This is a genomic window from Streptomyces sp. ITFR-16 (genome assembly GCF_031844705.1).
Lineage (GTDB): Bacteria > Actinomycetota > Actinomycetes > Streptomycetales > Streptomycetaceae > Streptomyces.
In genome coordinates, this window is the sequence record NZ_CP134609.1 from 4,410,285 (window position 1) to 4,422,501 (window position 12,217).

Genomic DNA, 12,217 nt, shown 5'->3' on the forward strand with positions numbered 1-12,217 from the left:
GCCCGCGCAGTGAGGCTTCTCGGGTACCCGGAGTTCCCGAACGAGCGCAAGAGCGCCTGGCGGTACTGCCGGTCTGGCAGAGTTACCAGGACGCCGCCCGGGGGATCGCCGAGGATGACCTCTTCGCCGACGACGGGTGAGCAGGACACGTAGTAGTCGACATAGTCCGCTCCAGCGGGGTCTTCCCGCAGACGAGCCGATCACCGATCAGGAAGCCATGCCTGCCGAGTACGCCCCCGCGTGGTTCGACCCTCTGTCAACCGAGCAGATCGCGAACACCATCTGCGAGACCTTCGAGCGGCAACCCCTGGTCTCCATGACCCACGAGATCTCGAGGTTCGAGGGTTCAGGGCTGTATGCCCTGTACTACCGCGGTGCGAGCGTGGACCTGTACCTGCCCCTCGCCAGCCTCCAAATCCCCGTTTACGCGGGGCAGGCCCTTTCCAGTAACAGCGCTACTGGGGAGAGGGTTCGGGAACGATACCCCCTTCACAGCAGGCTTAAGCAACACCGCCTGTCGATCATGGAAGGCAGCCTGCCGATCGCGGAGTTCCGGTTTCGGGCCCTCCTGCTGCCTGATGTTCACGCCGATCTGGGGGAGAACGCGCTGAGGGTCGGATACACGCCAGTCTGGAACAGCAAGCTCAAGGGCTTCGGCAGCAAAGAGCAGGGAGCGACGACCCGCCAGAGCAAGAAGAGTAAGTGGGACACGGTGCATGATGGGCGTCGGCGCACTCATGGTGGTGTCGTTCATGACATTGAAAAGCTGGCGAAAGAGGCCAAGGCTCACATCGCGCAGCAGGTGAGCGACTACGAAGAACTCCCATGGCCCCACCCCCCTACGGATACATACCTAGATCTCGACATTCCGTGAGTCAGAACGGCAGCCGGTCTGCCGGGGACTGGGGCCAGTTGTCCTGCTGACGGCGGGCACTAGGGTGCGAGATGTTTTGCTCAGGCCGGAGGCAGCGAGCTCCCAATTTCATCCTCCGCTAGCGGAGAGCAGTCGCTGCCGCCACGGTGGTTCGGTGCGGTCATAAGATCGTGTCCGCTAACCAGACGTTTTTGGTTCATCCAGCAGGGGCAGCACTGCTTCGAAGTCGGCCTCGGCCGGCCCACCTGGCTCGGTCGGAAGCCGGACCCACCGGCTGCGCCATGAGACCCATTGGGCGCCTTCAGCCTCGTTCAGCATGAGCTTCACAGACCCGGGCGCGTCGGACGCGGGAGTGGAGGACGGCCGGAAATGGTCGACGCCTTCGGTACGTGGAGTGGCCGGGGCGAGCGCCCAGCGTCGGTACCCTGGACCACATGTCTACTGCCCCGGTTCGCGTTCGTTTCGCCCCGTCTCCGACCGGCATGTTCCATGTCGGCGGGGCGCGGTCCGCTCTCTACAACTGGGCCGTGGCACGACAGTCCGGCGGCACGTTCGTCCTGCGCATCGAGGACACCGACGCGGCCCGGAACAAGCCGGAGTGGATCGACGGCATCGTCAGCGCCCTCGCGGCGATCGGCATCCATGGTGAGGACGCGGCCTTCGAGGGGCCGTATTTCCAGTCGCACAACGCGGCCCGGCACAGCGAGGCCGCCCAGCAGCTGTACGCGGCGGGCAAGGCGTACTACTGCGACTGCACCCGGGAGCAGCTGAAGGAGCGCACCGGGTCGGAGCACCTCGGGTACGACGGGTTCTGCCGGGACCGGGGGCTGGCCTTCGAGGCGGGGCGGGCGCTGCGGTTCCAGACGCCGGATGAGGGCGAGACCGTCGTGGTCGACCTGATCCGCGGGGAGCCGGCGTTCCCGAACAGTGCGATCGAGGACTTCGTGATCGCCCGCGGTGACGGGTCCCCCGTCTTCCTGATCGCGAACGTGGTCGATGACCTGGATGAGGGCATTACTCAGGTCATCCGCGGCGAGGAGCACCTGTCGAACACGCCGAAGCAGCAGCTGCTGTGGGAGGCGCTCGGTGCCCAGCCGCCGGTGTGGGCGCACCTGCCGGTGATCGTGAACGAGAAGCGGCAGAAGCTCTCCAAGCGCCGGGACAAGGTCGCGCTGGAGGACTACCTCGCCGAGGGCTTCCTTCCCGAGGCGATGGTGAACTACCTGATGCTCCTCGGCTGGGGCCCCGGCGGTGACCGGGAACTCATGCCGTACGAGGAGCTGGAGCAGCTCTTCCGGATCGAGGACGTCAACACCGCCCCGGCGTTCTTCGACGTGAAGAAGCTGACGGCGTTCAACGGTGACTACATCCGTGCCCTGGCGCCCGCGCAGTTCGCCGCCGCCTGTGCGCCGTGGCTCGTCGCCCCGTACGCGCCGTGGCAGCCGGAGGCGTTCGACCAGGCCGTCTTCGAGACGGTCGCACCGCTGGCCCAGACCCGGCTGGCGCTGCTGTCCGAAATCACCAACAACGTGGACTTCCTGTTCCTCGACTCGCCGGTCGAGGACGAGGCGTCGTGGAACAAGGCGATGAAGGCGGGCGCCGACGGCATCCTGGCCGATGTCCGCGCCGAGTTCGCCACCGTCGCGGACTGGGAAGCGGACGGTCTGAAGGCCGTCACGCTCGCCGTGGGAGAGAAGCACGGGCTGAAGCTGGGCAAGGCCCAGGCGCCCATCCGGGTCGCGGTCACCGGCCGAACGATCGGACTCCCGCTGTTCGAGTCCATGGAGCTGCTCGGCCGGGACCGCGTGCTGGCCCGTCTGGACGCCGCGGTCGAGAAGCTGGCCGCGCAGGCGTAAGCGGCCCCTGGTCAGGCCACCTGCGCGAGAAGGTCGCCCCAGGCGTTTCCGAAGTAGTGCAGGTCGAACCGGGCCAGGGCCTCGTACGCGGCCTTGGCTTCGGTTCGGCGCGCCGTAGCGTGTTCCCGGACCTGCGTCGACAGACGGTCGAGGTCTGGTGCCGGCTGGCCGGTCAGGGCCGCGAGATCGCCGAGGCCCGCGACCGGTCGGATCAGGCAGGGCAGCCCGAGCAGCAGTGCCTCGGCTGCGCAGCGGCTCCAGCCCTCCCGCATCCGGGGCAGGAAGACGCCGACGTCGCATGCCCGCAGCAGCCGCAGGTATCGCTCGCGCTCCACGTCGTAGTGCGTACCGCCGAAGCCGATGGTGTTGCTGCCGCTGGTGATCACTTGAAGCCCGGGTGCGCCGGCCAGGGCCTCCGCGACCTCCGCGGTGCCCTTCCAGTGGACGGCCTTGCCCGCGTACACGCCGATCGTGTCCGCGGCCAGGTCGAATTCGGCGCGGCACTCGGCCCGGTCAAGGGCGCGTGCCCGTTCGATCTCGGTCATGTCGAAGGCGTTGTAGATCACCCGTACGTTGTGGACACCGCGGGACCGGAGGAAGTCAGCCCAGTACGGGGATACGCACACCACGGCCGCACACTGCGGCAGCACCCGGAACAGCCGTTCCCAGAGCATGGCCTCCACAGGAGTGGAGTCGTGCTGCAACGGCTCGTAGTGGTGCAGGAGGAACACCGTGCGGGCCCGCATCTCCGGTGTGAAGAGCAGCAGGCTGAGGTCGTCCCACACGAAGGTGCCGGTGGCGGCGGAACTCAGCGCCCGGACGGTCGGGGCCAGTCGGGCGAGGTGGCGGATCTTCCGCCAGCGGCGGACGCGGTAGGTGCGCTTGTGGTCCGGAACCGTGCGCCACTCAACATCGCCGGCGGTCGCCTCGTGAAGCATCCGGAGGTAGACCCGGCCGCCGGTCCGACCAACTGGCTCCATCGAGTACACGATCCGTCTCACGGGCGTATCTCCTGTTGGTGGTGGATGTACTCGGCGTTGAGCAGCGTGTGCGCGGCTTCCAGGTGAGGGCTGAGGCGGCGTGCGGCGGCGGCCAGGGGGAGGTGGAAGTCTGTGAGGTTCCGTACGAACTTCCGCCGGCGTTCATGGTTCGGCGAGGCGGCCAGGTCGCGCAGGTTGTGGATACGGTCGGCCAGCCGTACCAGGAGCTCCTCCGCGGGGAGGGCCGCTGTCTTCACGCGCCATCGGTTCTCGTCGCCCGGAACCTTGGGCCGGCGTTCGAGCCGATGGTCGGGCGTCATCGCGCGTAGGCGTTCAGCGAAGGGTGCCCCCAGCTGGTGGGTGACGAGAGCCTCTGAGCCCGGATCGACCTCCAGTGCGTCGTGCAAAAGGCCGAGGAGGAGGGTTTCGGGCTGTGTGACGCCGAGCTCGGACCGCAGAACCGTGACGACGGCGAGCGGATGCTGGACGTACGGGGTGCCCTGATCTCGGGTATGCCCGGCGTAGATCGCGAGGGCCAGACCGGCAGCCACACGGGCGCGGGAACGGTCCCCGACGGCCCATGTGCTGGTGGCGAGTGTGGTCAGGATGTGAGGCAGATTGGCAACGGCCATTTCCGTCACCCCTCTCGTAAGGATGGCTGGGGTAGAGCCCGGGGGTCGGGGACGTGGTCGGCGATCAGGAGGGTGTCTCCGACGGCGAGGGCGTCGAGCCCGAGGCCGGCTGCCGCCTGTACGGCCTGCTCGGCGGATCGCAGGATCGGCGTGCCTTTGAGGTTGAAGGAGGTGTTCAACAGCAGCGGCAGGCCGGTGTGCTCGTGGAACCGCTGGAGGAGTTCGTGCAGGCCCTGGTGGTCTGTGGCCACGGATTGGACGCGCGCGGTGCCGTCGTGGTGGGTGACCGCGGCTATGCGGTCGGCTCGGCACCGGCGGACGTGGGCGACACGGTTCATGAAGGGGTCGCCCGCCGACATGAACCACTCCGTGGCGTGCTCGGCGAGGACGGCCGGGGCGAACGGGCGGTACGCAGCTCGTTGCTTGATCGCGTTGAGTCGATCCCGCGTGGCGGCGTGGCCCGGGTGGGCGAGGATCGAGCGGTGCCCGAGGGCCCGGGGCCCGAATTCGAGCGGTCCCTGTACCCAGCCGACAATGCGGTGCTGAGCGAGCAGCGCTGCCGCCGCCGGTGCCAGGTCCGCCCCCAGGCCGGTCAGAGCGCGGTACCCGGATGGCATCGCACCCGCTTTCAGAATGCCCGGGTCAGGGCCCCAGGCCGCGTCGGTCGGCACCCGGAGACGTTCCTGCCCGAGCTGGTAGTGCCAGCCGTACAAGGCGGCGCCCACAGCGGTGCCCGCGTCATGCGGTGCCGGCGCCACGAAGAGGGTGCCGAAGCCGCTGTCGTCGGCCAGCCGGCCGTTGAGGTGGGAGTTCAGGGCGCACCCACCCGAGAACACCAGCGCCGAGGCTCTTGTGAGCCGTTGAAGATGGCGTGCGATGTGGATGACCGACTCGGAGAAGACATCCTGGACTGCGGCGGCCAGGTCGGCCCGATCCGAGTCGGCTTGCTCCACGACGTTGTCAGCGGTCCAGACGCCGCCACGGAGCAGCAGCGGTGTGCTGTTGTCCGCCGAGCCCCAGGGATGGCCGATCCGGACCTCGCCGTCGTCGCCGAGCCGTACGAGTTCGCGGATCTGCGGCCCGTAACGCTGGGGGTCGCCGAACGACGCAAGCGCCATCATGCTGCCCTCGGGTTCGTCGCCCGGCGGGATCACTCTGCGGGCCAGGTTTCGGTAGAAGTGCCCGAGGGAGGAGTGAACGCGCCGAGGGCCGACAGGGCCGGGAACAACGGTCGGCATGCTCTGGTGGACGCGGTCGATGCGATCCGGCCGCAGGTCGTAGCCGGTGATGCGTTCCCGCCCCGGACCGAAGTCGGAGCCGAGGGAGGAGCCGCCGGCGTCAATGACGAGGCCCGCCGCGTGGTCGTGTCCGGAGAGCAGGTACCCGGAGAGCACATGAGCGGTGTGGTGGGAGAGGAGGCGGAGATGGTCACCGAGCGGGGCAGGTAAGAGAGCGGCGAGTTCGTCCCGCTCCTCGGTGAGCCACCAGCCGGCGGCAGGATTGGGACGCATGGAGGCGGCCCAGACGGCGTCGACGTCTTGCGGTTCGATGCCGGCGGCCTCCAGACACCACTGAAGGGCACGGACCGGCGCGGCGAGCGTGCCCTTGCGGGTGGGGTGGTTGTGCTTGACACCGCTCCAGCGTTCCTCTTCTGCCGCGTAGAGGCGGCCGTCGACGATCAAGGCGGCGGCGGTGTCGTGGTGGAAGTTCAGCCCGAGGACTGCGGGCATGGTCGTGTACCTCCGGTCTGGAGTCATGCGGTCGGAATGCGGGCAGGCAGGAGAGCGGCGCCCGAGTCGGTGTACTCGTGGCAGCGAAGGCAGAACCGGAAGTGATGGCCTCGGGGAGCGAACACTTTGGCCGCGAAGTCCTCGTCCCAGATGCTGAATTCGCTGTCGACCTTCGCCATGGCGTTGAAGCAGCGGTAGCAGGAGCCGTCCATCTCGATCATCAGGTGCTGGTCGAGGTAGCGGTCGCAGATGCCGCGCAGCTCGTTCGACGGCTGGCCGACGTCGACGTGGTGCACGTGGTTGGTGACGTGGATCGCGCCGTACGTGTCGCACAGCCTCGCGAGCTCCACGAGACGGGAAGAACTGATGCCTTCCAGCACGCTGTTGACGACCACGGTCTTGCCGACTTCGCGGAGACGGGGCACGACGGCGTGCACTTCGGCGTAGTTCTCGTGCTCGTCGTCGCAGCCGATGAGGATCTGGTCGTACGAGCGGAGCGTGGCCTCCATGATCCGCTGGTTGCGGGCCAGCGTGATGGCGTTCGTGCCCAGAACCATGACCTTGTCCGGCATGCGTGTCCGGGCGGCTTCGCTGAGAGCGGGGAAGTCCCGGTGCACGGTGGGTTCGCCGCCGTTGATGTGCAACTGCTGGAAAGGGATGGTCTCCAGCCGGGTCAGGATGGTGGAGAACAGCTCTGGGGCCATGTTCTCGCCCTGGGCGCCGTCGGCGAAGATACAGAAGTCGCAGGAACGGTTGCACTTCGTCGTGATCTTGATCTTCGCCGTTTTCAGGGCGCGGGGCTGGGACGCACGCGCGGGCATGGCGGGGCTCCTTGTGTCAGGGGTGGATGGCACTGGGCGGGAGGCTCAGGAATTCCTGCACCGTGGACTTCTGCCGGTGCCAGAGCGCGAGGGTGGTGCGCAGGGTGTCGGGAGTCGTCGGTCCGGCGGGGATCAACCCGGCCATTCGGGCGGCCAGGCGCTGGGCGGGAGTGGCCCCGTCCTCCGCGAGCGCGTTCAGGGTCTGTGCGGCGGAACGAAGTTCCTTCGCCTCCCGCCGGATCAGGTACTCGGTCGCGACACCGGGCGGCGGATCGAGGTAGTACAGCCAGCGGGCGACACGCACGCGGAGCATTCCGGCGGTCATTGCCCAGTCGGTGGCAGCGGACTCCTTGCCCTTGTCGGGAGGGTGGCTTGCCTGCGGAATGCGGCGCATGGCGGCTTCCAGGGAGACGTGTGCCGCGCGGAGCAGGTGGCGCGGGCTGCGGAGTCGCCCGTTGGGTCCGTCTTCGGAGTGCCGGAGAAACAGCTCGGCGTACGCGTCCAGCCCGTCCGGGCGCCACTGGGTGAGCGCGGCGGTCTTGCCGGGGCAGCGTGTCCGTGTCGCGAGTGCGGCGGCGGCGAACCAGCAGGGGGCGAGGTAGTGCCAGGCCACGCAGTGACGCCGGTACGCGGTGATGTCCTCGACCACGTTGTCCGTACTGTCCGCCGCGAGCTGGTACCGGCCTCCGAGCCTCGACTGGAGGATTGCCCGGTAGAAGCGTTCGTCGATCTCGCACCAGGGGGCCATCTGGGCCCGGGACCTCCAGCGTTGGAAGTCCCGGGCGCTACCGCTGATCAGCGACCAGGTCGCGAGCTCAGGTGCGCAGACGAGCCGTCCGTCCGCTTCGGGCACGGTGAATGCGAACCCGGGAGGGTGCTCCAGAAGCCGCCCGTGGGAGACCTCTCGGCGGACCGCGGACTTATGCGCCGCGGCCAGACGGTGATTCCACTCCTCCCAGTTCGCGGGTGCCTCTTGAAGGAGGACACGCACGTCGATGTCGGAGTGGGGAGCCAGCAGATCGGCCGGCTGCCACTTGTGCGTGAGCATCACGGCCCCGACCTCGTGGGCGTCCAGCTCGTGTTCGTACAGCGTTCCGAGACCCGGGTAGAGCGGCGGCGCTTCGGATGCGACCATCACTGCTCTCCGGTGGAGGCTCGGGTGCACGAGGGCTGGGCCGCGTCCGAGGGGAGGACGGGGAGCAGGGGCAGCAGGACCGGGGTGCCCTCGGGACGCTCCATCCGGTCCCAGCGAAGGTCGTAGTCGACGTAATGAAAGCCCTGCCAGGCGTCGTTCGTGTTGCGGTCGAGCATGGCCTGGAAGAGGTGGGCGAAGGCATTGCCGAGGGTGCTGTCGGCGAGGTGGGGCTTCAGGGGGATGTCACGGTTGTGGAGGATGCAAGGGCGGGCCACGCCAGTGGGCGTGATCTTGATGCGATTGGCGTCGGAGCACGTGGCACAGCTGGAGTTGGAGATGAAGCCGATCGAGCCTGCCCAGCCGTCCGGACGGAGATACTGCCCGGGGCTACGGACCCCGAGCTGTTCACGAGAGACCTCCCCCGCACCCGCGAACCATTCGTGGAGACGATCACGGACGTCCGCCTCGTTGATGAACTCGGTGTCGAACAGCGCCTGTGCGGGCCCGATGTTCTGGAGTTCGATCAGACGGACGGCGACAGGTAGGTCGCGGGCCAACTCAGCCACGGCGAAGGCGTCGTCCAGGTAGGTGCGCTGGAGGACGCAGTTGATCTTCACCCGCATTCCGAGGGAGAGGGCCTCGTCGAGGGTGCGCATAGTCGTGCGCGGATCGCCGCCGCCCATGATCGTGGCGGATCGAGTCGGGTCGAGGCTGTGGAGGCTGAGGTTGAGGTACGTCAGTCCGGCGCGGTGCAGCTTCTCCACGCTCAGCCCGCGGCGTAGGTTGCCGTGGCTCGTCATGCCGATCGCGGCGTCGGGCCCGAGGCCGTCGGCGAGGCCCTCGATCACGTCGAGGATGTCCGCCCGCAGGGTCGGTTCGCCGCCGGAGCAGTGCGCCTTCCGGATCTTCCAAACCCCGGCCTCGGCTGCGATGGCCGCGTAGTCGGCGGTGGTCAGGGGGCGGTCTTTGTGCCCGTAGTCCGGCATGCAGCGGGGCTTGCAGAACACGCAGTCCAGGTTGCACAACGAGTTCAGGGTGAAGGCCAGGTAGGGGTGGTTGCGGCCCGTAGCCGCGAAGGCGGCAGCCAGGTCACGGTGGCGGGTGGTGGGCATCGGTCAGCCTCCTGCGAGGGGGGAATGTGCGTCGGGTGGTTCGGCCAGACCGGTGAGCGGCTGACCGGCAAGGAAGCGGCGCAGGTTCTCGGCGAAGAACGCGACCGCCTTGTCCATGTACGTGTGGCAGAGCGTCGAGCTCTTCGGCGTGAGAACGACCCGGGGGTGGAGCCGCAGCGGATGGCGAGCGGGCAGGGGTCTCGGGTCGGATACGTCCAGCGCGGCGCCCCGCAGGTGGCCGTTATGGAGGGCGGCCAGGAGGGCCGACTGGTCGACGGTTGTCGCACGGCCGAGGTTGAGGAAGACGGCTCCCGGCTTACAGGCCGTGAAGAGGGCGTGGTCGAAGAGATGGTGCGTGGCCAGGGTGGCCGGCAGCAGGTCGACCACCACGTCGGCGATGGCGACGGCCTGGTGCACCGCCGAGGCGTGCATCCAGGTGATCCCGTCCCCCGCTGCCACAGGCGGCGTCCGGCGTACTCCGATCACGTCCATACCGAAGGCGCGCGCGGTGCGGGCGAGATGGCCTCCGATGCTGCCGCAGCCGACGATGGTCATCGTCGAGCCGGCCAGGTCGAAGAACTCCTCGGCGAGGTCGTCCTTCCACCAGGTCCGGTTCCGCTGAACGCGCTGGCTCGTGAACAACCCGCGAGAGAAGCCCAGGACCAGCCCCATGGCGTGCTCGGCCATGGGACGGCCGTGGAACCCGTACGAGCGGGTCAGGGCCACTCCGGCGGAGTGCGCCGCGGCAACGGGCAGATGGTCGGTGCCGGCGGCCGGGGATGCGATCCAGTTCAGATGCGGCGCGCCGACCAGCCACGATGGTTCGAACCGCCAGCCGAAGTAGATGCTGACTTCCGCCATCCGGTACGGCACGTCCTCCTCGGCGGCCGTACGGAAATCCACACCCGGGAAAGAAGCACGCAGGAAACGCTCGTGCTCGGCGGACAACCGCCAGAAGGAGTGCGGGGATTCCAGGCTGATGAGTACCACCGTCCGGCTCATCGGCCCCTGCATTCCTCGGTGGACGACGGGGCCAAAGCCCATGGGGTGATGCGGCCGATGGCGGAGCCGATGTTGGCCTCGTAGTCGTGGCGTGAACGCACCAGAGCCGCACCGGCGTTCCGGAGCCGCTCGCGCTCTCTGGGCAGGGTGGTCAGGGCTCGGTGCAGGGCCGACGCCAGAGACTGGGAGTCCCTGGGGGCGGCGGTGAATCCGGTCTCGTCTTCGATGACGGTCTGGGCCAGTCCGCCGGCGCTGGTAGCGACGACCGGCCCCGCCCCCGCCGCGAACGCCTCCAGAGGTATCCGTCCGAAGGGCTCCTCGCGAGAGGGAACGACGACCGCGTGCAGCGCGGGGCTATGCAGCCAGGAGCGGATGGAGGGGGCGAAGCGGGTGATCAGCGTCGCGTCCAAGCCGTAGGCGCGGATACCTGCTGCCAGGTGCCTCTGGTACGAGCTCAGGTGCTTGTGATCATCCGACGTGACCGCCGCCAGGAGTAGATGTGGCAGCCGGACCCCTCGTTCCTTCAGAACGTGCAGCGCCTCCAGGAGGTCTTCGAACCCCTTGGTGGGCACCGCGCGCCCCATCGCAAGCAGGAAGCCGGCTCGGGCCTTGAAGGGCAGGGGCCGAACACGCGTCGGCCCGGCCATCTCCTCTCGGATCAGTCCGTTCGGGATGTTCACGATGCCCGTCCGCGGGATGGCGCAGTTCGTGACGAGGTGGGTTTGCATGTGGGTGGAGATGGCCCCGATACGACCGCCCTGGGCGGTCGCCGCCCGCAGGGCCTGACGTTCCCAGCGGATTCGGGACAGGTCTCCAGGCCGCGTCAGGGCCGCTGCGGAGCGGGGGATGAGCAGCAGGTCCGTGGTCGGTGACGTGTAAGCCGCGAGGCCGAGGAAAGGAACGTCGAGGCCGACGAGCAGGCAGCGGCTCGCGCGATCGGCGACGCGTGCGGCAGCCTTCCCCGCCAGGGCGCACAGCTGCGTGGAGCCGCGGACCGAATCCGGGGGCATCTGGACCTCGGGAATCGTGATCACCTCGGCCTCCGCCTCGTCCAGCATCAGCTGGACCTCGCGGCTCCACCGCCGATCGGGTGCGACCGCCGTTTCAGAGACGGGTGGGGAGATCACGGAGAGGCGGCCCGTCGGCAGGAGGCGGGCGAGCGCCGTGAGGAAGGCACGGTTACTGAAGCCGCTTCCCGACTCGGCGCCGTACAGGCCCTCGTGAAGGGCGACGACTACGCGCGGATAGCGAACGGCCGTCGGCACTTCAGCGGACGGGGACGGCGGGGTCGCATGGTCGATGCGCACCGTGTGGTGCCTCCTTCGAAGACAGGATCTTGTAGGCGCGGGCATCAGAGCGTTCTCGCAGGCGAAGAGCTGGACGCGCGCGTCAGCCGGCACCAGGCGCGGGTGCCGTCGGCGCCGGTCGTCAGGGACCAGGCGTCGGCCAGTGCCTCGACGAGGACCAGGCCCCGCCCCGATTCGGCCTGCTCCTCGGGCGCCGGGTGAGAGGCAGGCGCGGGTCGAAGGCAGCCACCGTCGGTCACGGTGATCTCGACCTCCAAGCCACCGACGACCGGGCTCCTGCGGTCCACGCACAGGACCAGAGGCGGGTTCCCTGAGGCGAACGCATTCGTCGCGAGTTCCGACCCGATCAGTCGGGCGTCGTCGAGCAGGTCCGCCTCGGTGCCGAGGAGTGCCACAGCGACGGCTTCCCGAGCGACCGCGGCCGCCCTCGGCCCGTATGGCAGGTCCGTGATCAGCGTGGTCGTACCGCCGCCATCGGCGTACCCGTGTGAGGGCGCGGAGACCGGTCGCTCGGTGGCGCGCTCCAGCACACTGCCCGGACGGTCTCGGGAGGTGCTCGTGTGGTTTCTCAAAGCCCACCTCTTTCTCCGCCGGCGTCGAAGGCGGCGCCTTCCGCCGTGACTCAAGAACACCGGAGGAGGCCGGTCGTGCAGCACCCGATCAGTCGGTCAACTCGGTCAACTTCCTTGATAGGCAGGAGATTCGGCAGCTGCCTGCCCCACCATGGGGAGCGCGAAGTGGTCGACGAACCCCTGGGACGCGAGGTGG

Annotated in this window: 11 protein-coding genes; 2 read left to right on the forward strand and 9 right to left on the reverse strand. The window is 68.5% G+C overall.

Annotation, left to right across the window (positions count from 1 at the left end):
• Positions 1-217 precede the first annotated feature (217 nt).
• Together RLT58_RS19520 and gltX are read left to right on the forward strand one after the other, a co-directional pair.
• The gene (locus RLT58_RS19520) at positions 218-874 is read left to right on the forward strand and encodes an Eco29kI family restriction endonuclease (RefSeq protein WP_073874619.1); all 657 of its coding nucleotides are present in this window, start codon (positions 218-220) and stop codon (positions 872-874) included.
• A gap of 482 nt (positions 875-1,356) precedes the next feature.
• Positions 1,357-2,730, forward strand: coding sequence for a glutamate--tRNA ligase (gltX, locus tag RLT58_RS19525; RefSeq protein WP_311314571.1), 1,374 nt, complete (start codon positions 1,357-1,359; stop codon positions 2,728-2,730).
• An 11-nt stretch (positions 2,731-2,741) separates the two neighbouring features.
• Here the strand turns inward: gltX and RLT58_RS19530 are convergent, their stop codons facing one another.
• The 9 genes from RLT58_RS19530 to RLT58_RS19570 are packed head-to-tail and all read right to left on the reverse strand — an operon-like array spanning position 2,742 to position 12,021.
• Positions 2,742-3,731 (reverse strand): glycosyltransferase, encoded by a 990-nt coding sequence (locus RLT58_RS19530; RefSeq protein ID WP_311311665.1) that lies wholly within the window; start codon positions 3,729-3,731, stop codon positions 2,742-2,744.
• A complete protein-coding gene (locus RLT58_RS19535) occupies positions 3,728-4,342 on the reverse strand; it encodes an HD domain-containing protein (RefSeq protein ID WP_015609485.1) in 615 nt (204 codons plus the stop codon). The genes RLT58_RS19530 and RLT58_RS19535 overlap by 4 nt, the downstream gene beginning before the upstream one ends.
• Before the next feature lie 5 nt (positions 4,343-4,347).
• Entirely contained in the window at positions 4,348-6,072 is a 1,725-nt protein-coding gene (locus RLT58_RS19540) for a carbamoyltransferase C-terminal domain-containing protein (RefSeq protein WP_311311666.1), read from the reverse strand.
• A 23-nt stretch (positions 6,073-6,095) separates the two neighbouring features.
• On the reverse strand, positions 6,096-6,893 hold the full coding sequence (locus RLT58_RS19545; protein WP_311311667.1) for a radical SAM protein: 798 nt from the start codon (positions 6,891-6,893) through the stop codon (positions 6,096-6,098).
• Between the two features lie 16 nt (positions 6,894-6,909).
• On the reverse strand, positions 6,910-8,028 hold the full coding sequence (locus RLT58_RS19550; RefSeq protein WP_311311668.1) for a hypothetical protein: 1,119 nt from the start codon (positions 8,026-8,028) through the stop codon (positions 6,910-6,912).
• Positions 8,028-9,140 (reverse strand): radical SAM protein, encoded by a 1,113-nt coding sequence (locus RLT58_RS19555; RefSeq protein WP_311311669.1) that lies wholly within the window; start codon positions 9,138-9,140, stop codon positions 8,028-8,030. Before RLT58_RS19555 ends, RLT58_RS19550 begins: the two co-directional genes overlap by 1 nt.
• Positions 9,141-9,143: 3 nt before the next feature.
• Positions 9,144-10,142 (reverse strand): D-2-hydroxyacid dehydrogenase, encoded by a 999-nt coding sequence (locus RLT58_RS19560; RefSeq protein WP_311311670.1) that lies wholly within the window; start codon positions 10,140-10,142, stop codon positions 9,144-9,146.
• On the reverse strand, positions 10,139-11,449 hold the full coding sequence (locus RLT58_RS19565) for a glycosyltransferase family 4 protein (protein ID WP_311311671.1): 1,311 nt from the start codon (positions 11,447-11,449) through the stop codon (positions 10,139-10,141). Before RLT58_RS19565 ends, RLT58_RS19560 begins: the two co-directional genes overlap by 4 nt.
• A gap of 44 nt (positions 11,450-11,493) precedes the next feature.
• The gene (locus RLT58_RS19570; RefSeq protein ID WP_311311672.1) at positions 11,494-12,021 is read right to left on the reverse strand and encodes an ATP-binding protein; all 528 of its coding nucleotides are present in this window, start codon (positions 12,019-12,021) and stop codon (positions 11,494-11,496) included.
• Positions 12,022-12,217 lie beyond the last annotated feature (196 nt).

Excerpts from the sequence above, each read along its gene's own strand:
- RLT58_RS19535 (WP_015609485.1), bottom strand. The coding sequence starts at position 4,342 with ATGGCCGTTGCCAATCTGCCTCACATCCTGACCACACTCGCCACCAGC.
- RLT58_RS19540 (WP_311311666.1), bottom strand. The coding sequence starts at position 6,072 with ATGCCCGCAGTCCTCGGGCTGAACTTCCACCACGACACCGCCGCCGCC.
- RLT58_RS19560 (WP_311311670.1), bottom strand. The coding sequence starts at position 10,142 with ATGAGCCGGACGGTGGTACTCATCAGCCTGGAATCCCCGCACTCCTTC.
- RLT58_RS19545 (WP_311311667.1), bottom strand. The coding sequence starts at position 6,893 with ATGCCCGCGCGTGCGTCCCAGCCCCGCGCCCTGAAAACGGCGAAGATC.
- gltX (WP_311314571.1), top strand. The coding sequence starts at position 1,357 with ATGTTCCATGTCGGCGGGGCGCGGTCCGCTCTCTACAACTGGGCCGTG.
- RLT58_RS19520 (WP_073874619.1), top strand. The coding sequence starts at position 218 with ATGCCTGCCGAGTACGCCCCCGCGTGGTTCGACCCTCTGTCAACCGAG.
- RLT58_RS19550 (WP_311311668.1), bottom strand. The coding sequence starts at position 8,028 with ATGGTCGCATCCGAAGCGCCGCCGCTCTACCCGGGTCTCGGAACGCTG.
- RLT58_RS19555 (WP_311311669.1), bottom strand. The coding sequence starts at position 9,140 with ATGCCCACCACCCGCCACCGTGACCTGGCTGCCGCCTTCGCGGCTACG.